This window comes from Anabaenopsis sp. FSS-46, from assembly GCF_029891665.1.
Taxonomy (GTDB): Bacteria; Cyanobacteriota; Cyanobacteriia; order Cyanobacteriales; family Nostocaceae; genus Anabaenopsis; species Anabaenopsis arnoldii.
This window is the reverse complement of record NZ_JANQDG010000093.1, coordinates 1-22,570: the sequence shown is the minus strand read 5'-3', so window position 1 is coordinate 22,570 and position 22,570 is coordinate 1. Positions and strand designations below refer to the sequence as shown.

General features: G+C 42.2%; 19 protein-coding genes and 1 other RNA gene. 13 read left to right on the top strand and 7 right to left on the bottom strand.

Annotated features, from left to right (window positions below; genetic code table 11):
* The first annotated feature begins 152 nt into the window (after window positions 1-152).
* The 4 genes from miaA (at window position 153) to NWP21_RS10960 (ending at window position 4,417) form a co-directional block, all read left to right on the top strand.
* Window positions 153-1,043 (top strand): tRNA (adenosine(37)-N6)-dimethylallyltransferase MiaA, encoded by an 891-nt coding sequence (gene miaA, locus NWP21_RS10975; RefSeq protein WP_280792717.1) that lies wholly within the window; start codon window positions 153-155, stop codon window positions 1,041-1,043.
* A 101-nt stretch (window positions 1,044-1,144) separates the two neighbouring features.
* The gene (glcD, locus tag NWP21_RS10970) at window positions 1,145-2,617 is read left to right on the top strand and encodes a glycolate oxidase subunit GlcD (RefSeq protein ID WP_271731806.1); all 1,473 of its coding nucleotides are present in this window, start codon (window positions 1,145-1,147) and stop codon (window positions 2,615-2,617) included.
* 118 nt (window positions 2,618-2,735) lie between these two features.
* A complete protein-coding gene (locus NWP21_RS10965) occupies window positions 2,736-3,959 on the top strand; it encodes a glycoside hydrolase family 10 protein (RefSeq protein ID WP_280792716.1) in 1,224 nt (407 codons plus the stop codon).
* 50 nt (window positions 3,960-4,009) lie between these two features.
* Window positions 4,010-4,417, top strand: coding sequence for a hypothetical protein (locus tag NWP21_RS10960; protein WP_271731808.1), 408 nt, complete (start codon window positions 4,010-4,012; stop codon window positions 4,415-4,417).
* An 11-nt stretch (window positions 4,418-4,428) separates the two neighbouring features.
* Here NWP21_RS10960 and NWP21_RS10955 read toward each other — a convergent pair whose 3' ends face one another.
* Complete coding sequence (locus tag NWP21_RS10955) at window positions 4,429-5,778, bottom strand: N-acetylmuramoyl-L-alanine amidase (RefSeq protein ID WP_280792715.1); 1,350 nt, start codon at window positions 5,776-5,778, stop codon at window positions 4,429-4,431.
* 111 nt (window positions 5,779-5,889) lie between these two features.
* Here NWP21_RS10955 and dnaG point away from each other — a divergent pair, with 111 nt between their 5' ends.
* Complete coding sequence (dnaG, locus tag NWP21_RS10950) at window positions 5,890-7,785, top strand: DNA primase (RefSeq protein ID WP_280792714.1); 1,896 nt, start codon at window positions 5,890-5,892, stop codon at window positions 7,783-7,785.
* 108 nt (window positions 7,786-7,893) lie between these two features.
* Here the strand turns inward: dnaG and NWP21_RS10945 are convergent, their stop codons facing one another.
* Complete coding sequence (locus NWP21_RS10945; protein WP_280792713.1) at window positions 7,894-8,856, bottom strand: protochlorophyllide reductase; 963 nt, start codon at window positions 8,854-8,856, stop codon at window positions 7,894-7,896.
* A 96-nt stretch (window positions 8,857-8,952) separates the two neighbouring features.
* A complete protein-coding gene (locus NWP21_RS10940) occupies window positions 8,953-9,462 on the bottom strand; it encodes a pentapeptide repeat-containing protein (protein ID WP_280792733.1) in 510 nt (169 codons plus the stop codon).
* A gap of 14 nt (window positions 9,463-9,476) precedes the next feature.
* Here NWP21_RS10940 and NWP21_RS10935 point away from each other — a divergent pair, with 14 nt between their 5' ends.
* On the top strand, window positions 9,477-9,983 hold the full coding sequence (locus NWP21_RS10935; RefSeq protein WP_280792712.1) for a YraN family protein: 507 nt from the start codon (window positions 9,477-9,479) through the stop codon (window positions 9,981-9,983).
* Window positions 9,984-10,000: 17 nt separating this feature from the next.
* Here the strand turns inward: NWP21_RS10935 and NWP21_RS10930 are convergent, their stop codons facing one another.
* Both NWP21_RS10930 and trxA read right to left on the bottom strand, forming a co-directional pair.
* Window positions 10,001-10,390, bottom strand: coding sequence for a hypothetical protein (locus NWP21_RS10930; RefSeq protein ID WP_280792711.1), 390 nt, complete (start codon window positions 10,388-10,390; stop codon window positions 10,001-10,003).
* 391 nt (window positions 10,391-10,781) lie between these two features.
* The gene (gene trxA, locus NWP21_RS10925; protein ID WP_271731481.1) at window positions 10,782-11,099 is read right to left on the bottom strand and encodes a thioredoxin; all 318 of its coding nucleotides are present in this window, start codon (window positions 11,097-11,099) and stop codon (window positions 10,782-10,784) included.
* Window positions 11,100-11,572: 473 nt separating this feature from the next.
* Here trxA and fabG point away from each other — a divergent pair, with 473 nt between their 5' ends.
* Window positions 11,573-12,316 (top strand): 3-oxoacyl-[acyl-carrier-protein] reductase, encoded by a 744-nt coding sequence (gene fabG / locus NWP21_RS10920; protein WP_280792710.1) that lies wholly within the window; start codon window positions 11,573-11,575, stop codon window positions 12,314-12,316.
* Here fabG and NWP21_RS10915 read toward each other — a convergent pair whose 3' ends face one another.
* On the bottom strand, window positions 12,317-13,399 hold the full coding sequence (locus tag NWP21_RS10915) for an MraY family glycosyltransferase (RefSeq protein ID WP_280792709.1): 1,083 nt from the start codon (window positions 13,397-13,399) through the stop codon (window positions 12,317-12,319). It abuts the gene before it with no gap.
* A 158-nt stretch (window positions 13,400-13,557) separates the two neighbouring features.
* On the opposite strand from NWP21_RS10915, the gene groL reads away from it, so the two are divergent.
* The 4 genes from groL (at window position 13,558) to rnc (ending at window position 17,277) form a co-directional block, all read left to right on the top strand.
* Window positions 13,558-15,228: a chaperonin GroEL gene (gene groL, locus NWP21_RS10910; RefSeq protein ID WP_280792708.1), complete on the top strand. Its 1,671-nt coding sequence runs from the start codon at window positions 13,558-13,560 to the stop codon at window positions 15,226-15,228.
* A gap of 163 nt (window positions 15,229-15,391) precedes the next feature.
* On the top strand, window positions 15,392-16,093 hold the full coding sequence (locus NWP21_RS10905; RefSeq protein ID WP_280792707.1) for a hypothetical protein: 702 nt from the start codon (window positions 15,392-15,394) through the stop codon (window positions 16,091-16,093).
* 53 nt (window positions 16,094-16,146) lie between these two features.
* Window positions 16,147-16,523: RNase P RNA component class A (gene rnpB, locus NWP21_RS10900), an RNA gene on the top strand.
* Window positions 16,524-16,557: 34 nt separating this feature from the next.
* Window positions 16,558-17,277: a ribonuclease III gene (rnc, locus tag NWP21_RS10895; protein WP_280792706.1), complete on the top strand. Its 720-nt coding sequence runs from the start codon at window positions 16,558-16,560 to the stop codon at window positions 17,275-17,277.
* Between the two features lie 22 nt (window positions 17,278-17,299).
* On the opposite strand, the gene NWP21_RS10890 is transcribed toward rnc, so the two are convergent.
* Window positions 17,300-19,243, bottom strand: coding sequence for an ATP-binding protein (locus tag NWP21_RS10890; RefSeq protein ID WP_280792705.1), 1,944 nt, complete (start codon window positions 19,241-19,243; stop codon window positions 17,300-17,302).
* Window positions 19,244-19,541: 298 nt separating this feature from the next.
* Here NWP21_RS10890 and NWP21_RS10885 point away from each other — a divergent pair, with 298 nt between their 5' ends.
* Both NWP21_RS10885 and NWP21_RS10880 read left to right on the top strand, forming a co-directional pair.
* On the top strand, window positions 19,542-20,273 hold the full coding sequence (locus NWP21_RS10885) for a RibD family protein (RefSeq protein WP_280792732.1): 732 nt from the start codon (window positions 19,542-19,544) through the stop codon (window positions 20,271-20,273).
* 480 nt (window positions 20,274-20,753) lie between these two features.
* Window positions 20,754-22,570 (top strand): CARDB domain-containing protein (locus NWP21_RS10880; protein ID WP_280792704.1); only part of this gene is annotated, 1,817 nt, incomplete at its 3' end.

Genomic DNA, 22,570 nt, shown 5'->3' with positions numbered 1-22,570 from the left:
AGTTACTGAGATGCACTGTGTATTATCTGTAGTATATGAATTTTAATTAGTAAGGGCTAGGAAACTACCTATGAGAAAAAATAAAATAAAAACTTTAGGATTCTATCACAAAAGCTTGACTAGAAACCGGTGAGTATGGGAAGTTAAGATAAATGACTAAATTGATTGTAATTTGTGGTGCGACGGCCACAGGTAAATCAGGTTTGGCTTTGAGTTTAGCCGGGGGTTTAGGTTCTGTCATCCTCAGTGCTGATTCCCGTCAGGTGTACCGGGAATTTGATATTGGAACGGCGAAACCAACATCTACAGAACAAAAATTAGTACCACATTATTTAATAGATATCTGCGACCCCAGGGACACTATGACGGTAGCAGACTATCAGGAACAAGCACAAAGTTTAATTACTTCCCTACCTCAGTCTCCACTACTGTTAGTTGGTGGTACTGGTTTGTACATCCGCTCTATTGTTCAAGGAATGAAAATTCCCAGGGTTGCACCACATCCAGAATTGCGATCGCAACTGGAATCTTTAGGACAAACCTGCCTATATGGTATGTTAAAACAGGTAGATGCGATCGCTGCCCAAAAAATTCATCCCCATGATACTGTGCGGACTTTACGAGCATTAGAAGTATTTTACATTACCGGTTGCCCCATTTCCCAGCAGCAAGGAGAGAACCCCCCAGATTACCCAATTTTGCAAATAGGTCTAGATTGTGACCCGGAAAAACTAAGGCTGCGCATTCACAGGCGAACCGAACAAATGATCGCTGATGGTTTAGTGGCTGAGGTAGAATATCTCTCTCAAAAATATGGTGCTGATTTACCTTTATTAAATACCTTGGGATATCAAGAAATTAACCAGTATTTGGCGGGTAAAATTTCTTTAGAGTCAGCCAAAGAATTAACTGTTCTACATACACGACAATTTGCCAAGCGCCAGCGTACTTGGTTTAAAGCATATCCTCAAATTCAGTGGTTTAACGCAGATGATCCTGATTTACTAGAAAAGGTTGGGCGACGAGTAGGGGAATTTGTTTAGCAGCAAAGCCTCAACTCTGGGATAAAAGTAGTAACTCTCCCCCTTTGCAAGCGCTATTCTGGTAACAATGAAGATATATCTACATTTGACTATAAAAAGCTATGCTCATCCAAGAGAAAAAGCAATACAACTGGAAAGCTATTATTAAAGCATTTGAAACCGTAGTTGGTAAAAATGGCGTGGTACAACGCCGTGAAGAACTCATCACCTATGAGTGCGATGGTTTAACCAGTTATCGTCAACGCCCTGCTGTGGTATTACTACCCAGAACTACAGAACAAATTGCCCAAATTGTCAAAATATGCAATCAATATTCTGTACCCTTTATCGCCCGTGGTTCTGGTACTGGTTTATCTGGAGGGGCTTTACCTTCGGAAAATTCAGTTTTAATTGTCACTTCCCTAATGCGACAAATCCTGAGTATTGATTTAGATAATCAGCGCATTGTCGTACAACCAGGAGTAATTAATAGCTGGGTAACACAAACCGTCAGCGGGGCGGGATTTTATTATGCACCAGACCCTTCTAGTCAAATTATCTGCTCAATTGGGGGTAATGTAGCGGAAAACTCAGGGGGAGTACATTGTTTAAAGTACGGTGTGACAACTAACCATGTGTTAGGTTTAAAAATTGTCACGCCCACCGGGGAAATTTTAGATTTAGGGGGACAAATTCCCGAAACACCTGGTTATGATTTAACGGGTGTATTTGTGGGTTCTGAAGGTACTTTAGGTATCGCTACAGAAATTACTCTGAAAATCCTCAAAACTGCCGAATCAATTTGTGTGTTATTAGCCGATTTTACCAGTGTCGAAGCTGCTGGAGCAACGGTTTCTGATATTATCAGCGCCGGAATTATTCCCGGTGGGATGGAAATGATGGATAACATCAGTATTAATGCAGTTGAGGATGTTGTCGCCACAAATTGTTATCCTCGCGATGCTACGGCTATTTTATTAGTAGAAATCGATGGTTTAGATGTGGAGGTTCAGGTCAATAAACAACGGGTTATTGAAATTTGTCGCCAAAATGGGGCGCGAAATGTAACTAGTGCTAGTGACCCAGAGACACGTTTAAAACTTTGGAAAGGACGGAAAGCAGCTTTCGCCGCCGCTGGACACTTAAGCCCAGATTATTATGTCCAAGATGGTGTCATCCCCCGGACTCAGTTACCTTATGTTCTCCAAGAAATTGAGGCATTAAGTGAAAAATATGGTTATAAAATTGCCAATGTATTTCATGCTGGCGATGGTAATTTACACCCTTTGATTCTGTATGATAATTCTATACCAGGAGCCCTGGAAAAAGTAGAAGAAGTAGGGGGAGAAATTCTGAAGCTTTGTGTTAAAGTCGGTGGCAGTATTTCCGGTGAACATGGTATTGGTGCTGATAAAAAATGCTATATGCCAGATATGTTTACCCCGGCTGACTTGGAAACTATGCAATGGGTCAGGCTGGTATTTAATCCCCAAGGTTTAGCAAATCCTGGTAAAATATTTCCTACGCCCCGCACTTGTGGGGAGGCCGCAAATTCAGTAAATATCAAGCAGTTTCCCGGCGTGGAACAATTTTAATTGGGCTTTAAGTTAGGGTGAGTTTTGTATTGAGGATATCATCACATAATCCTGAGAAATGTTAGTTAGATATCTATATAAAACTGTTTCTCAGTAAAAAACAAAGTCAAGCCCATAAATGAATAGGTTGAATAAACGTAGTTTTTTTTACTTACTGTGTTGGGGATTTGTAATCGCCTACACAGTATTTTCTTTTCCTTTACTAACGGGATCTCAATCGGAGAAAAGCTTACCAATAACAACAGAACTACGAGGGGTTTGGCTAACTAATGTTGCTAGTGGCGTTTTATTTTTGCCCTGGGGAATTGACCGCGCTGTTACACAATTAGCTGCGCTAAACTTTAATACTATTTACCCTGTGGTGTGGAATCGAGGCCATACTTTCTATAAGAGTAAGTTAGCTAAAAGTGTAACAGGCTCTGATGCTGATACTTTACTAAATATCATGCACGGCGGACAAGATGTTTTAGCAAAAATTATTCAACTGGCTAGACCTCAAAATTTAAGTGTGATTCCTTGGTTTGAATATGGTTTTATGACCCCACCTCATTCACAATTAGCCAAGGGTTATCCTGATTGGTTAACTATGGGAAAGGAAGGGATAAAATCTACTAACGAAGTTCCTTTAGAGGAAATAAATGATAATTCAGGACATCAGCAAGCTTGGTTAAATGCTCTGCACCCAGAAGTGCAGCAGTTTATGTTAGGTTTAATTCAGGAAGTTGTCAGCATTTATCATGTGGATGGCATTCAATTAGATGATCATTTTGGTATGCCTGTAGAATTTGGTTATGATGCTTTCACAGTTGATCTCTATCGCCAAGAACATCAAGGTAAAAGTCCTCCTAGTGACCCGTTTAATCCAGAATGGATGAGTTGGCGCGCTAATAAGATTACTGATTTTATGGTAAAAGTTCATCAAAGTGTGAAAGCAATTAAACCTAATGCGGTCATATCTCTATCCCCAAATTCACAGGGTTTTGCCTATAAATACTATTTACAAGACTGGGAAACTTGGGTAAGAAGAGGTTTAGTAGATGAGCTAATATTGCAGGTATATCGCAATAATCAAAAGAGTTTTATTACTGAATTAGAACAACCAGCAGTAAAATTTGCTCGGACTCGGATACCGGTTAGTATTGGTATTTTAACCGGAACCTCTACTAGTCCTATGAAGATTTCCCAAATTCAAGCACAGGTGAAAACGGTACGCGATCGCAATTTTACTGGTATTTCGTTTTTTTACTGGGAAAGTTTGTGGGGGAGCATCACCCCAGAACCTCCCCAGCAAAGGCTACAAGTGTTTCAGAAATTGTTTGTCGCTAAAGCTGTTAGACCTTAACCAGGGAAATTCCTGTATACTATCGCTGACAGATTGTATATGCATTTAATATGATACGGCTTTTGGTGACGGTGATTTTACTGGCGTTATTGACAGGGTGTGGTACCATCGGACTATTACCGACTACTCAGTTAGTCCAAAAAGCGATCGCACTCCAGGTAGAACAAACTCAGCAGCAACTCAACCAAAAACTGGATTTAGACTTATCCGATTTTGAAATCAAAGATTTAAAAATTCGCCAGGAACAACCCCTAACCATTGAAAACCTACCAGCTTTCCGCGTCCGGGGAACCTACGATTTAATTTTGCACCTTCCCAAAAGACAGTTAACACAACACCAACAACCTTTTGAAATTTATTTGCAAATTCAGCAAGAAGGTAAGAGCTGGCGCTTGCTAGTTCCCCAACAACAAAATCAGGAGTCACAAGGGAATTGGCGCAGCTATTTAATCCTTTAATATCAGTGACATCACAAAATCTGTGCTGAAGTATATAAGCGTTTCATGATTGCTAAGATTTTTGTACCATAATCTAAATCTGCTGACCACCGCCCAGAAAGTTGATAAATTGATGGCGCAATTCCCCGGGTGATAAACCGAAATCGTGGATCTACCACTTCGGTTACTAAAGGTTCAAGACTCCCATAGGCTTTTAAGTGTTGAATATGCGCTCTCACACCAATTCTGGCGCTAGGAAAAGACGCAGCTTCAACACTACCACCAATACAACCCAAACCAGCAAAGTTATTTTGCTCAGGTCTGACATCGCCCCCAAAACGTAAAAATTCAGTTTCTAAGCACATTTGGCAGAAAGCAATGTCATAGTTTACACCCTCAATCTTACCCTCTTCTCGATACAATTGGGCTATCTGTGAAAAATTTACTAAAGCTTTTTCATGGTTGCTTTTCAGGAATAATTGTAACTCTACTTCCGATGTGTTACCCCTTGACATAATGCGGTCTATTTGATCAACGCAAATTAATAAATTTGAGCGTAAAGTAACTAGATTAATTGTGGTATCCCATGTAATTTGAACGTGAAATTCTCTTAAATCCACAGCTTTAATATAAACTATTCTATGGTAAGTAATGCGGTGAACATCTCTTAACTTTAATAAATCAATTTGTAGTTGATCTACTATGTTAATCGGAATGTAGCAATTACCATTAACTAATATTCCTTTCTCACCATATTTTTGCCCATTAATATGAATATCAATAACTGGGTAGTCAGATACAACAGCATTTACAGTACTGCGGTCAATTAGCCGACTCCAAGATATTAAACCCTCAGCAATTCCCAAGGCAAAATCACGGCGATAATTTTGTAACAATAAGCAATCTTCTGGACTGCTGAGAAAGCCTACTTGCATCAATAAAGAAGGAATGATAATCTGGCGGCAAAATGGCAAACTCCCCAAGCAGCTGTCTGTATCTGGTTTAACTCCCCAATTTGCTAACCGCGTGACACGCCCTAAAAGCTTGAGTAATAATAATTCCCCATGACTTTGACGCTCTTGGTTATCAGCAATGTAGTGGACACCCGCACCCTGGAGAGTGGGACTTATAGCAGCTTGAGCATGAATTTCTAGGGCGACATCACCCGGACAGCTCCGGGAATTAATCCAAGCAATACTCTCAGTGGCGCTCAGGTCATCGGGAACCGCTAAAACGTTACAACTTTGCGCGCGTAATTCTGTGACTATTAAATCCCGCAGCAAAATCATTTCTCTGGTTTCGTTTATATTACCTGCTATGGAGCCTGTATATAAACCTTTTGCTGCTTTACCTCCAGCAGCGGAAATAAAAATACGTCCCATTCTTTAGTTACTGTGTGTTATCAAAATTCAGTGCAAAGAATTTTACACATGATTGTTGGCTTTGGAGTAACAATATAATACCTATTAGTGACTACAAAATAATGAACTAAAATGCAAATTCCCCGTTTGCACCCAGATACAATTGAGGAAATTAAACAGCGTGCTGATATTGTTGATATTGTTTCACAGTACGTGGTTTTACGCAAGCGTGGTAAGGATTTTGTGGGCTTGTGTCCCTTCCACGATGAAAAAACCCCCAGTTTCACAGTCAGTCAAACTAAGCAAATGTATTATTGTTTCGGCTGTCAAGCCGGGGGAAATTCTATCAAGTTTTTAATGGACTTGGGCAAACAGTCTTTTGCGGAAGTAGTGTTAGATTTAGCACGACGTTATCAAGTACCTATCCAAACTCTCGCCCCAGAACAACGTCAAGAATTACAACGTCACATTTCTTTACGAGAAAAGTTGTATGAGGTTCTTGCTTCTGCGGCACAGTTTTATCAACACGCTCTCCGACAGAGCCTGGGAGAAAAAGCATATCAATATTTACTACGCGATCGCCAACTCCAAGAGGAAACAATTCAGCGGTTTGGTTTAGGTTATGCACCATCAGGGTGGGAAACTTTACATCGCTATCTAGTGGAAGATAAACACTACCCAGTACAATTATTAGAGAAAGCAGGATTAATTAAGCCGCGTCAGGGAGGAGGCGGTTATTATGATGTGTTCCGCGATCGCTTGATGATTCCTATCCGCGATGTTCAAGGGAGGGTAATTGCTTTTGGTGCTAGAACCCTATCTGATGAGCAGCCAAAGTATTTAAATTCGCCAGACACCGAGCTTTTTAATAAGGGTAAAACTTTGTTCGCCCTTGATCAAGCTAAAACGGGAATTTCCCAATCTGATCAAGCTGTGGTAGTGGAAGGATATTTTGATGCGATCGCTCTCCATGCTGCTGGTATTACTAATGTTGTGGCTTCCCTGGGTACAGCCTTAAGTATAGAACAAGTGCGGTCAATCTTACGCTATACCGAATCTAAAGAATTAATACTCAACTTTGATGCTGACAAAGCCGGTAATATCGCTGCTGAACGCGCCATTGGGGAAATAGCCGCACTAGCATATAAAGGTGAAGTACAGCTGAAGATTCTCAATATTCCCGATGGTAAAGATGCTGACGAATACTTATATACTCATACACCAGAAGAGTATATAAAACTGCTAGCAACCGCCCCACTGTGGCTGGATTGGCAGATTCAGCAAATTATTCACAATCGAGACTTAAAACAAGCTGCCGACTTTCAGCAGGTTAGCCAGCAGATAGTTAAATTACTTAAAGATATAGATAATAATGATACAAGAAATTATTACATCTCTCACTGTGCGCAAATCCTCAGCTTAGGTGACACCAGACTCATACCCCTACGGGTGGAAAATCTCTTAACTCAAATTGCGCCCACTAGAGTTATAACAAATAAAGCTTTACCCCCTCAGAAAAAATGGTATAGTCCCAAACCTACCCCCTCTCCCATTTCAGGGGATAAAAGTCTTTTAGAATTAGCAGAGTCTTTACTCTTAAGAATTTATCTGCACTGTCCCGAGCAGCGCCAAGCTATTTTGCAGACTTTAGAAGCAAGGAATTTAGAATTTAGCCTTTCCCACCATCGATTATTATGGCAAAAAATTTTGGAATTAACCGGAGATGAACTAGATTTAATATCAAGGTTACAAAATAAATATTTAGAATTATCAGAACCAATTGAGGTAATTTCCCATTTGTTTCATCTGACTGAAAAAACTCAGAAAGACATCCTCAGGACACCCCAAGTAGTCCAAGCAGCCATGGCTGTGATGGAGAGAGTATTTACAGAGAAACGCTATCGTTACTTCTTAGAACTGTGGGAAAAAACCGGATCACAATCAGATTACCAATCTTTCTACACCGAAAAAATCCGACTACAGGAATTAGAGAGCCAACGCCTATTTCCCATTACAGATTTGCTGTAATTTCATCCTGAAAATTGCCTATGGGTCACCATACTGAATAAATTTTACCCATGGCAATAAAAAACCACAGATGAACTTTGTTCATCTGTGATTCAACTTAGCAAAAGCCTAAGCTAGTCCTACCAACTTGGCGCTTAAATCCCACAGACGTTCAGCCTTGTCATCATCACTGGCTTCATTAGAAACCTCTTGTAGAAATGATTTACGGTTTTTCTTTTGTCGATTTCCCCAGCTCCAATAAGCACCAGACTGATTATATGCAGGATCGCTCACCACTTCTGCCACGCGATCGCCAGCCTCCTCCTCAGACACAAAGCCCCCAGTAATGTACTTTTGGAAAACTGGGAAAATCTTCTGAAACAAAGGATAATGATTTCTAAACAGAGCAGTCGTCGCCACACAACCGGGATAGAGCGAGCTAAAAGTGATCCCGTGTGACTGATGATAACGCCGATGTAGCTCCCTCATAGTCAACACATTACACACCTTGCTATCCTTGTAAGCCTTCACCGGTTCAAACTTCTTACCGTCAATCATCGTGACTGGATCTTTAAACCCTTGGGCAAAACCCTTCAAGTCGCCCAAATCTGGACGCGGTGGAATTTTTCCTCCCAACTCCTTGGGGTTATGGGTAACAGTTCCCAAAATCACCAACCTCGGCTCCGTAGATGGGGAATTTTTCAGGTCTTCCAAAAGCAAATTACACAAAAGGAAATGACCCAGGTGATTTGTGGCCACAGTCAGTTCAAATCCCTCTGGACTGCGCAATGGCTCCTTGATTAAAGGCATATAAATTGCCCCATTGCAAACCAAAGCATCCAAAGACCTACCACTGGCGCGAAAGTCCTTGACAAATTCCCGAACACTATCTAAAGAGGCTAAGTCAATATGCATGACTGTGTAGCTGTCCGGCTCCATTCCCAAAGACTTAGCAGCATTTTCCGCCTTGGATAAATCCCGACAGGCCATCACTACATACCATCCCCTTTGGGAAAGCGCTCTCGCGGCTTGCAAACCCACCCCAGAGGAAGCGCCAGTAATCACGACTGTTGACTTCTGATGTTGTGCCATTTTAATTAAAACTGCATGAATTGTCTGGTGACATTTTTATAATTTCTAATTTTCTCATATCACAGAACCACCAAGTTTTAACTTTTGAAAAGCGAATTACTGACAAAACAATGTCTCCCGTGTATCTCTTCGTGTTACGGGATTAGTACCTTTGGCAAGTTGGCACAATTTTTTCTCCTCATCCGGACGCAGCAGAACATCAGTAAAATCAGCACCATCAATAATCGCACCATCAAACCTAGCGTTAGAAGCAAACGCACCTTCTAAAATCGCATTGGTCAAATTAGCTTTAATCAGTCGAGCTGAATCTAAAGTAGCGAAGGACAGATCAGCACTCTCCAAATTTGCCGATTCTAAATTCGCCGCAAAAAAGCTGACACCACGCAAATTAGTATGGCTAAAGTTACTCTGGCGCAGATTAGCTTTAGTAAAACTAGAGTCTGTTAAATCACGTCCGGAAAAGTCAGACTCTATTAAAATCTCTTTGTTATATTCTAGGGCTAAAGCTGTTGGCGTATACCCTACAATTATTATCATGCCCACCACGACCCCAAGCAATACACCGAGTATGCTGGCCCAATTTTCCTTACTTAATCTATTATTCATCATATTTTTAACCAATGGCTAAACCTCCTTTCTCTCATTATCCCGATATTGGTGAATTAGGAGAAGACCTAGTAGCACAATGGTTACAGTCTAGGGGCTGGACTATTTTGCATCGTCGTTTTTGCAGCCGTTGGGGGGAAATCGACATTATTGCCCAGTTTCAGGAGCAACAGCTAGGTAGTGAAGGTGGTCTGTTTGTTGACCAATTACCCCAACTAGCATTTGTCGAAGTCAAAACCCGTAGTCCCAGAAGTTGGGATGCAGGGGGTAAAAGTGCCATCACGCCACAAAAGCAAGCTAAAATTTGGCGCACGGCCAAAATATTTTTAGCTGAGTATCCTCACAAGGCTGACTGGCCATGTCGCTTTGATGTTGCCATTGTCCACCGTCAGCAAATCTCAGAACAGCGGACTGGAATGACATTGACCTCAGAACCTTTAGCTAGTTTATCCGCAGATGGATACCAATTTTATTTGCAAGAATATCTCCGAGCAGCTTTTGATTGTTCTGCTGATGGCTGATGGTCTGGAATTAACAATTACGCTAGTGTTTCCGGACAGTAACCCAATCCTCGCACAAATTGTTGTCGGAAGGCTTCAATTTCTTCTTTCTCAGGGTGACCATGAGAAACTATGGCCACTTGGTAGCGGCGCATTACCTCTACGGGACATTGTCCCCCTTGTAAACTCCAAAGTGCCATTTGCACCCGCATTGGTGGTGTATACCTAATTCCTAATTCATTGAGAAAAGCTCGAAAGTCCCCATCCTCTTGGGGCGAAACTTCCTCTCTTAATTTTATTCTCACCACCCACCCATCAATTTGATGAATTACGGTGACGAAAGAAACTGGCATCTGAGGTCTGGTGTGGAGATGTTGTACAATTCTCAGGGTTATACTGGCATTTGCCACGTAATATAAATATTCCATAGTTGCTGCTTGGGATTACCGCCCATCCTACATTTCCATCTTCGTCAATAAATTGCCCTTGTGAATAGGGTAAAAGCACCCGTTTTTATATGGGGAGGTCTACCCAATTTTCATCCTATTTTATGGTTTTGTATGTTCCCAATTCACATGAAAGTTACATAATATTTGGCTATGAAGGTAAACTATACTACCTGTTTTCGCGATTAAATGCCTATTCATAGGGAATATACGGATGTCCTAGCATTACTAGCTAAATCAGGATTTAAGTAAAATTACATACAATGTTTCTGCATGCAATCCATGTTTTATATCTTAACATTTAATGACTAAAAATTAATGTTTTTTAATATCTAGAGACGCACAATTGTGCGTCTCCATAACTTAATCTGTTTTAAATGAAATTTTGCAGATGTTGCACTAGTTGTTCTGCTTGCATCACTCCCTCAATTCTCTCCACTGGCTGACCTTGCTTAAATAGTACCAATGTTGGTAAGGCAGTAATTTGGTACTGATTTGCTAGCACTGTATACTTTTCAGTGTCAATTTTTACAACACGCAAACGATTTTGTAATTGAGCATTAACTTTCTCTAAAATTGGCACCATCATCTGACAGGGGCCACACCAATCAGCATAAAAATCCACTAATACTGGTACATCAGAACCAGATAACATCTCTTCAAAACTGTTGAATTGTTTTTTTGTCGCCATGTGACACACACCAAATCTTTATTGATTGCTTTTAATGGTAATGTGTACCTTAAAGAATCGGCATATCATCATTTTGTTTTTATTGTTGCTCAATTTCCCCATCTTCCCAAAGGTATAGATATCCGGATCAGCAAGCAATTAAATCTAAGAGGTTGTTTGGAAAGTATTAAACAGGTAATTTTTATCTTAGGGAACAGGGAACAGGGAACAGGGAACAGGGAATGAGGAATGAGGAATGAGGAATGAGGAATGAGGAATGAGGAATGAGGAATGAGGAATGGGTAACACACCGAACACACCAAAACAATAAAATCCAGTCCCCTCCCCTTACAAGGGGAGGGTTAGGGTGGGGTCAAACAATACTTGATACACTAATCATGACTTATCAAACATCCTCTAAAATCCTGCAATTATAAGCACAAATCACCATAAGATTATTAGCGCGGTTATTTGAAAAGCAAAAGGAATAATTTATGGAAACCTTGCAGGGTAAAGTTGCAATTGTCACAGGGGCTTCACGGGGGATTGGACGAGCGATCGCTTTAGAACTAGCTAAACAAGGAGCGAGTATAGTAGTTAATTATGCTAGTTCTAGCAGTGCCGCTGACACTGTAGCCGCAGAAATTAATGCCGCCGGAGGTCAGGCTATTGCCCTAAAAGCTGATGTATCAAAGGTTGAGCAAGTGGAGGCATTATTTAACGCCACCATAGAAAAGTTTCAGCGCCTTGATATTATTGTCAATAATGCCGGTATTACTCGCGACACATTACTTTTACGCATGAAGCCAGAAGATTGGCAAGCAGTAATTGACCTCAACCTGACAGGTGTGTTCTTATGCACACGCGCCGCCAGTAAAATCATGCTCAAACAACGTTCTGGACGCATTATTAATATTGCCTCCGTAGCTGGACAAATGGGTAACCCAGGTCAAGCCAACTATAGCGCCGCCAAAGCAGGGGTCATCGGCTTTACTAAAACCGTCGCCAAAGAACTCGCTTCTCGCGGAATCACAGTTAATGCCGTTGCTCCTGGTTTTATTGCCACAGACATGACCAGTAAACTTAGCAACACCGAAGATATTTTAAAATATATCCCTCTGGGTCGCTACGGTCAACCAGAAGAAATAGCTGGTATGGTGCGGTTCCTCGCTGCTGATCCTGCGGCTGCTTACATTACTGGACAAGTCTTTAACGTTGATGGCGGCATGGTAATGTAATCATGAGTGACTCCAGGTTCTTTGCCAGATGGTAAAGCTCAAGAGTATGACAATACTAATGGCAGTGGTCAATATCACCACCACAGTCATGCCTTGTATTCTCATGGCCACCAAGTTAAAAACTAAAGTGATACTCCACAGAGTCAAGGCAGCATGGCCTTGGGAAAATCCCCAGGCGAGTAAGCGGTGGTGTATGTGGTCTTTACCTGGGGTACTCAGAGGGTTTTTTCCTGCCAATAACCTGCGGATAAACACTTGTGTAGTATCCAATACTGGCAATATGAGAAATAAAATCGTCGGTCCGAGGGCAAAAATTGTATTTTGTTGCAGGTTACCTAAAATACTAGTTGCAGCTAGGACATAACCAAAAAAGTATGCACCAGCATCACCCATGATAATCCTTGAGGGGTGGAAGTTATGGCGCAAAAAGCCCAAAGCTCCACCCCCTAAAGCTGCCAGCACTAAAATAGCAGCCGCCCGATTGGGAAATTGGGCAGCAACCCCTAACAAACTCATGGCAGTGATAAAACTCACTCCCCCAGCCAATCCATCCATACCGTCCATCAAATTGATGGCGTTAGTGATACCTACTACCCAAAGTACCGTTATTGCCATGGAAAATAGCGAGTCTATGGGCGTGTTGAATCCAACATCAATGCTGATGCCGTTGGCATACAGCAACAATGCCGTGACAATCTGTGCCCACAGGCGCACAGAGGGCGGTAAACCGAACTGATCATCAATAAAACCAACAAGCACTAGGATGGAACCTCCTAGTAAAATGGTTAGGACTTGAGCCAAGACGCTTTGCAGGGCAATAGGTCGTAACAGGCTAGCTAGTACCATAGCGGCAATCACTCCCGCATAAATAGCTAAACCACCCGCATTGGGTAAAGGCTGCTGGTTGAGTCGTCGTGCATTTGGTTGGTCAGCCCAACCTACCCGCAAGGCAAATTTACGTATTGTGGGAATCAAACGCCAGGTGACCAGCCAAGCCAAAAGAAACGTAAACACTACTGCCAACCAGCCGGAACCGCTAGGGTCGGCAATGCCGAGGGACTTAAGAAAGTTGTCTAGATTCATCCCCCAATTCAAGCATTACTGCCATTGTCTTATATGAGTATCAACTGTAATATTACTCAATTTTGGGAATTTGCATTTATAATCTGAACTGTTTGGTGATTAGCACTCTAGTCTAGTGAGTGCTAAATTGTCTAATGGAAGGACTAGAGAGATAAAACATGGCAAAAATTATTTCATTTGATGAAGAGTCCCGGCGATCGCTAGAGAAAGGTGTTAACGCCATAGCTGACGCGGTAAAAATCACCTTGGGACCTAGAGGTCGTAACGTCCTTTTAGAAAAAAAATTTGGCGCGCCCCAAATCGTTAATGATGGGATCACAGTTGCCAAAGAAGTTGAATTAGAAGATCCTTTAGAAAACACCGGTGCAAGACTGATTCAAGAAGTGGCATCCAAAACCAAGGATATCGCTGGTGATGGAACCACCACCGCCACAGTTTTAGCACAGGCGATGATTCGAGAAGGTTTAAAGAACGTCGCCGCTGGTACTAACCCCATGAGCTTGAAGCGGGGGATCGACAAAACTATTGAAGTGTTGGTACAAGAAATTGCCAAGTTGGCAAAACCAGTAGAAGGAAGTGCGATCGCCCAAGTGGCCACTGTTTCCTCCGGTAATGATGAACAAGTGGGCGCAATGATTGCCGAAGCCATGGAAAAGGTCACCAAAGACGGTGTGATCACTGTGGAAGAATCTAAATCCCTGACTACCGAACTGGAAGTAGTGGAAGGGATGCAAATTGACCGGGGTTATATTTCTCCCTACTTCATTACCAATAACGACAGGCAAATCGTAGAATTTGAAAACGCCCGCATCCTGATTACCGACAAAAAAATCAGCAGCATCCAAGATTTAGTTCCTGTGTTGGAAAAAGTAGCCCGTCTGGGTCAACCCTTGCTGATTATTGCCGAAGACTTAGAAGGAGACGCTTTAGCAACTTTAGTAGTCAATAAAGCTCGCGGTGTCCTGGCTGTGGCTGCTATCAAAGCACCCGGATTTGGCGATCGCCGCAAAGCGTTGTTACAAGATATTGCGATTCTCACCGATGGACAGATGATTTCTGAGGAAATCGGTTTAAGTCTAGACACTGCTACTTTAGAAATGCTCGGAACTGCCCGCAAAATCACCATTGACAAGGAAAGCACCACAATTGTGGCTGGTGGTGAGACCAAGCCAGAGGTACAAACCCGAGTTGCTCAAATTCGTAAGCAATTGGCAGAAACTGATTCTGACTACGATCGCGAAAAACTCCAAGAACGCATTGCCAAGCTAGCAGGCGGTGTCGCAGTCATTAAAGTGGGTGCGGCCACAGAAACCGAACTCAAAGACCGCAAACTACGCATTGAAGACGCGCTCAACGCCACTAAAGCTGCTGTAGAAGAAGGGATAGTGCCCGGTGGTGGTACAACCCTGATCAACTTGACTAAGAAAATAGACCCCATCAAAGCAACCCTTCACGAAGAAGAAAAAATTGCCGCGGATATTATCAAACGCGCATTAGAAGCTCCCTTACGTCAGATAGTAGATAATGCCGGCGAAGAGGGTTCTGTGATCGTCTCTCAAGTCAAGGAAAGCGATGGCAATATTGGTTACAATGCTGCTACTGGCAAATTTGAGGATTTGATTGCTGCCGGTATCATTGATCCTGCGAAAGTTGTCCGTTCAGCTTTGCAAAATGCTGCTTCTATTGCCGCTATGGTCTTGACGACTGAAGCCATTGTTGCCGAAAAACCAGAGAAGAAACCCGCAGGTCCTGCTCCTGACATGGGCGGTATGGGCGGTATGGGCGGTATGGGCGGCATGGGCGGTATGGGCGGTATGGGTATGTTCTAGTCTGTGTTGCTGAATGTAAATATTTTCTGGTGCAGTTTGTCTGAGCAAGGCAAACTGTTTTTTTTCATCTCCCAGTCTGGCGGCACTAGTGGGCAGGCGCGACGCTGGTATACTGATCAGATGATTCCTATGGTTAAAACTGTAAACAGTTAGGGAATGAATTATGAGGAGTGGCGACCAAAATTTAGTTATTTTGACCCTCTATATTATTGGCGTTGCTTACGTCTTTAATCGTATGGTTGAGTCTATTGATGATCAAGTAAAATTTGAATTTCAAAAAGCAGAGGTTGATCAACAACTCAAAGAACAAAATCTCCTCGACCAAGTGGGGATTTCTTTTAAATTCAAATCCTTATATGCCGTAGATGACGTTAAAGATTTATCCCTGAGTATTGAAAATAAATCTGATAATATTGCCATATATGTAGACTGGGACAATAGCTCTTTAGTGGTGGAACATAGCAAGCAATCACGTCGAGTCATTCGCAAATCACCTGATTTAACCCGTGACTTAGGTGTACCACAAAGTCCTAGCCTAATTGCTCCCCAGAAAACTCTTTCAGAAACGGTAACAGCAGAAGATGTTTTTGACCGTGACCCCGCCACAGGAACCTACTCTGCTACCAAACCCATAGTTAATATCACAGCACTAAGTAAAGGTGGTGGACCGCAAAAAAAGTTATATAACGATTTTATGAAGGAAAGAAAGGAGTTGACATTTTCACTCCAGCTAGTGTTACGCATCTCTGAATTACGTGTGGGTCTAGCCCCGGGTGTGGATATCCCCCCCACTTGTATTATCAATTGTCCTTTCACTATTAGAAAAGTACCCTGGACTTATGCTTTGCCTTGGAAGAAAAAATAAGTAATCCAAACCAGGCACATTGTGCCATCCCGGATTACACTGGAGTTGGGGAGAGAGTAGGCGCAGGCGGTTGCAGATCAGTTACAGTGACTGGTTTGAGGAAAGTCCGGGCTCCCCAAAGACCAAACTTGCTGGATAACCCCCAGTGCGAGCGATCGCGAGGATAGTGCCACAGAAAGATACCGCCTTTTTTTAAAGGTAAGGGTGCAAAGGTGCGGTAAGAGCGCACCAGCACAACCGAGAGGTTGTGGCTCGGTAAACCCCGGTTGGGAGCAAGGCGAAAGGAAACTAAGGTTGGTCTTTTACCAGTTTCCAATGATTAGAGCCGCTAGAGGCGTTTGGTAACAAGCGTCCCAGATAGATAACTGCCCTCAAAGGTGTTTTTTAACAGTCTGCGAGAACAGAACCCGGCTTATGTCCGACTCTCTCCCCTCTTTTTATTCCCCAGCCCCCCATCCGGTTTAATGACACTTGTTTATCCACGTCGTCAGCGACAGCTCGAAAGTTTAGTCAGAAAGTTAGGTTTACCACCAGGTTTACCCATTAAGTGGGAACTGTTGGATTTGGCTCTGACTCATCCTAGTGTTTCTGAATCCGCAAATTATCAACAATTGGAGTTTGTCGGTGATGCGGTGGTGCGACTGGCGGCCTCGGTAGTTTTGTGGGAAACATATCCTGATTGTCCAGTAGGGGATTTTGCTGCTATTCGTTCAGTTTTGGTGAGCGATCGCATCCTGGCTCAACTAGCAAGAGAATATGGTTTGCAGTTATATTTACTTGTGGTCGGTAGTGCTACCAGTGATAAAATTGGTCAAGAATCACGATTAGCAGATGCTTTTGAAGCTGTTCTAGGTGCCTTGTACCTGAGCACAAACAACCTGGAATTAATTCGCCCTTGGCTAGATTTTCACTGGCAAAAGTTAGCCACGGAAATTCGCCGCGACCCAGCCCGACTCAACTACAAAGCAGCTCTCCAAGAATGGACACAGGCAGAATTTAAAGTTTTACCTGAGTATCGAGTCAGGGAAGTTAATCAACCGAATCCACATCAAGAGCGCTTCGCCGCAGAAGTTTGGCTTCATGACAATAAACTAGGTGAAGGTAAAGGACGCTCAATCAAAGCTGCGGAGCAAGCGGCAGCCAAGGTAGCTTTTTTAGCTATTTCTCCCCCACAAAACCCGTGAATACAACGATATATCTGACTTCCTAATGGCGAGTCAGGTAACCCATAATGCCGTTATCTTGACCTCCAGAAGTCTCAATCACGCCTTCTTTTGCAGCTGCACCAGTTAATAAAGCACTATCAATCATCGGCAAGGTAATCTTGACAGCCGTGCCTTTGTTTATACCCGCACTTTCCAGAGTAATACTACCTCCCATCGCTTCGACTAAATTCCGCGAAATAGCTAATCCTAGCCCCGTACCTTCAACTTTGCGTGTGGTTCCTCCATCTAACATCACAAAGGGGCGAAATAGTTTGTGCTGCTGGGTAGGTTCTATCCCTAGACCTGTATCTGTGATGCTGATTATTACCTGAGATTTGTTCTGACCAGATTTGGAAATGGCCGTAGCAATGGTAATGCTTCCTTGGTCGGTAAACTTAGTGGCATTACCAATGATATTAATGATCACCTGCTTTAACTTTACCGCATCTGCTGCGACAGGAATCAAATCAGTACCTAAATCGGTTTTTAACTGCAAACCTTTGTTTTGAATATTTACTGATTGTAAATTAATCACTTCCAGCAGTATTTGTCGCAGATCAATAGGTACTGTAACTACTGACAGCTTACCTGCTTCAATTTTAGAAATATCAAGCAGCTCATTAATAATACCTAACAAGTGAATAGCTGTTTCATCGGCACGTTGCAGAAATTCTATTTCCTCTTCCCGGCTATCACACAAGCCATCATGCACCACCCGCACACAATTAATAATCACATTAAGTGGATTTCTCAACTCATGGGAAGTGGTAGCCAAAAACTGACTTTTGATCTGGTTAGCACTTTTTGCCTCTTTCCAAGCATTTTCTAGTTCTTCGGCCCAGGCCTTGAGTCTCTCAACCATTTGGTCTATGGCTTGGGCTAGTTGGTTAAACTCCCGAATTTGGAAATTTCGCGGTACTGGTTGTGCGGCGTGGTGGCTATGAAGATGCAGAGCATAGTCTCGCAATTGTTCTACAGGAGTGGCTAAATAAGGCGCTAGATATAGGGATACTAACAAACTCGCACCAATCAAACCAACTGTTAAAACAATCAGGATGAGTTTAATTTCTTCTAAACCTAGGAGGGCATTATCTACAGTGGTTACAGCCAGAACTATCCATTTTTTCCCCGGTTGTGTTGTGATGGGATTAGCAATAGCCCTGTAACCCACGATGAATTCTGTACCCTCTTGAGAAGCTAAATTGACGGAGTTACTTTGTCCCGCTACGGCATTTTTCACAATTGCTTGCAGTTGGCCAGCATCTGGGTGTTCTTGAATATTACTACCAACTAACTCCGCTGATGGGTGTGCTAAAATTATCCCATTTTCAGAAATTACTATAGTAGAGCCTGTTAAGGAACCCGGTTGATTTGTGCTTTGTTTATATAGTGCTGATTTGATGCTCAATGTATATCGGACTTGCCCTGTGGGGTTGTTGACTGGGGTAGATAGTAGCAGTTGCAGTTGATTACCCCGATTTATTTGACCTGTGGTTCCTGATTTTGGCGGTAATATTTTTTGTATATTAATTTCTCCTGTTTGCTGCTCAATAGATGATTCCCACTCGGTAATTGGTTGCTCACCACAGCTACTGGCAATAATTTTACTTGTTTGTATATTAGTTAATTGTAAGCAGTCAATGTGACTTGGTAATTGTTTTGCTACTTCAGTGAGATATTTTTCTACCTGGGCTGAGGAACCGGACTGAATGACTCTTGTTTGACTCAGAATGAGTAAGTGAGTTTTGAGGGTAGCGATCGCATTAGCTATTTTTTCACTTTTGAAAACAGCACTCTCTGTAAGATTTTCGCCGGCGGTTTTTAATAGGCTAGATCTGGCTTTATTCAAAGCCACGATTTCCCCGAGCAATATCACCGGGACAAACAACAGCAAAATTCTTGTTACTAAAATACGTCGAAAGGATGATTGACGAGCCTTAGCCATCGAGTATCTCACTTCGCATCTGTAAACCACAAAATTAACGATGTGCAATTAGAACAGCTCAAAGAGATATTCTGCTAAGTTATAATTGTGTTTTTGTCAACTGCCAAAAGTCGCAAATATTGAACGTATAACCAGAAATTAGACATATCAAAACTCTTATGGGGTAAATGTGAATGTGACTGCTGTTGCATATAGATATAGATATATTATGAAATTGCTCAATAGTAGCCGTAGGCAAATATTGTTTAGCAAATCAATTCACTAACAAGTAAAATTTCCAAAATATCACACTCATCCCATAATGCAACATCGTCCTCATACTATAGTAGTTTTGGCCATGAGTGCAGATGGCAAGATAGCAGATTTTAGGCGATCGCCTGCTCGTTTTGGCTCAGGAGCTGATCAAGCACACCTGGAAAAACAAATCGCTGCTGCTGATGCCGTTTTATTAGGTGCTGGCACTATTCGCGCCTACGGTACAACACTTACCGTATCACAACCAATTCTGCTGCAACAACGAATGAAAGAGGGTAAACCCCCCCAGCCGGTTCATATAGTCCTTACACAATCTGCCGAACTTCATCCGGAAATTAGGTTTTTCCAACAGCCTATTGAACGCTGGTTACTCACCACAACCACGGGAGCAGATGCTTGGGCAAAAACCCAGCAGACAGCACCCACAAAGGAGTTAACAGCCTTACAGGGTTGTCCTGCTAAATTTGATCAAATTCTCATTTTTGATACACCCACGGGCAATGTAGACATATCTGCTGCTTTGTTACACCTTAGATCCCTAGACATAAACCGGTTAGCAGTATTAGGGGGCGGGGAATTAGTAGCTGCTCTATTGCAATTAGATTTAATTGATGAAATGTGGTTAACAGTGTGTCCACTAATTTTAGGTGGTGCATCTGCGCCTACACCAGTAGAGGGTGAGGGATTTTTATCACAATTAGCCCCCAAGTTAGAACTTTTAGAAGTGCATCAAGTCCAGCAAGAGGTGTTTTTACACTATCGGCTACAACGTTAATCTATTGTAGCCATTCCCCATTCCCCATTCCCTATTCCCTTAATGGTTATTAACTGTATTCTAGGTAACCCACTAGTCCACTTTCAGTGGACTTGAGCTATTAGACAGGGAATTTATTCCCTGGCGAATGGAAGTAGACAACAATTTCCCCCTTACTCCTTACCTGTTCCCTGTTCCCTTTTTTATTTCCCAAAAGTTTTATTTAAAAAAATTTACTTAATTTTGACATCAGAGCGGATCTTTGAGAAGTGTCATAGGTTATACTACTGGCTAATAATTCCCTTGGCAGTTTCACAAAATTACAAAGTACTAGATTAACATCTGGTGCGGATATCTCCAATGTCCGGAAATAGTGCGATCGCCTATAACAAAAACAGCCCCCGTATAGTAACTGATTAAATTTACATTTTCAACTTAAGCAGTAGCGGAAACCCTTGACTTTTGTAGCTCACAGATATTTGGAGAAAAGGTGATTTATCTATGGTAACTAGTGCTTCCAACCAACCCAACTTAGTAATTAGTTCCCTGACAATTCCCACAGAGGTAACTTGGGGCGAAACCTATGAGGTTTCTTGGACGGTCACCAACCAAGGTGAAACAGCAACCAGGAGAAGACAGTGGTATGATGAGGTTTACTTTTCACTTAATGACCAACTGGGCAATGACTTTTATTTAGGTGATTACGAATACGAAGGCGGGGTATTAGCACCAGGGGAGAGTTACACTGGCTCTGCTCAAATTACCGTCCCCCCCGGATTTAGCGGAACTGGATATATTTTTGTTATTGCTAATAATTATAGTGACCAATTAGAGACAGACCGAGAAGATAATCTAGCAGTCCAAGCAGTACAGGTCAGTGCTTCTGATTTATTGGGTGATTTACCGGATTTAGTAGTCACCTCAATTACGGCGGCGGAATCTGTGAGGTGGGGGGAAACTCAGGAAATATCCTGGACTGTTACTAACCAAGGTAGTAAGACAACTGGGACAAACTACTATGGGTGGAGCGATAGGATTTATTTTTCCTTAGACGAGAGTTTTGATGAGAATGATATACCTGTAGGTGATTATTATAGCAACTATAATCAACAACTAGCTCCTGGGCAGAGTTATACAGCTTCACAGACAGTCACAGTTCCCCCTGGGTTTACAGGTAGTGGGTATTTGTTGGTAGTGACAAATGCCAATTATAGCCGATTGGAGTCGGATATTACTAATAATGTTTTGGCTCAAGGGATTGAAATTAACGAGGGGGATTTACCAGATTTAGTAGTCACGGAAGCAACCATTTCCACCAGTACCGCAGGTTGGGGTGAGTCTGTAGAAGTAGATTGGACTGTGACCAACCAGGGAACCCTGGTAACCCAACAAAGGTGGTCTGATTATATTTACCTATCCACTGATGACATATGGGATGATAGCGATCGCTCCCTGTCCAGTTTTTGGGCTGGTAATAGCCCCTTGGCAATAGATGGAAGTTACAGCTTAACAGGCAATATATCCATTCCCTATGATATAGCAGCGGGTAATTATCATCTGTTAGTAGTGACAAATCCTAACAATTACTACTACAACCAACAATATGAAACAGATGAGACTAATAATACCTTTGCAGTTCCCATTACTATCAACGAAGTTGATTTACCAGATTTAATAGTCACAGAAGCAACCATTTCCACCAGTACCGCAGGTTGGGGTGAGTCTGTAGAAGTAAGTTGGACTGTAACTAATCACGGAGAGGGTATAGCTAAAGAGGAGTGGTCTGATCGTATTTACCTATCCACTGATGAGATATGGGATGATAGCGATTACTTCCTGTCCAGTTTTTGGGCTGGTAATAATAGCCCCTTGGCAATAGATGGAAGTTACAGCTTAACAGGTAATATATCCATTTCCTATTATATAGAGGCGGGTAATTATCATCTGCTAGTAGTGACAAATCCCGACGATTACAACTACTACAACCGACAATATGAAACAGATGAGACTAATAATACCCTTGCAGTTCCCATTACCATCAACGAAGTTGATTTACCAGATTTAGTCATCACCGCCGCCACCGCACCAGCATCAGGTAACATAGGTAGTACTATAGAGGTATCCTGGACGGTAAAAAATCAGGGAATAGTAACAGCAGAAAGAGATTGGCGGGATTATATTTACATCTCAGATGATGAGATATATGATTACTCGGATACTTATGTCACAGATGTATATATTGGGGAGCAGACACCCTTAGCAGCAGATGGTAGTTACACCATTAGCCGTAATATTACCTTACCCAATACAGCCACAGG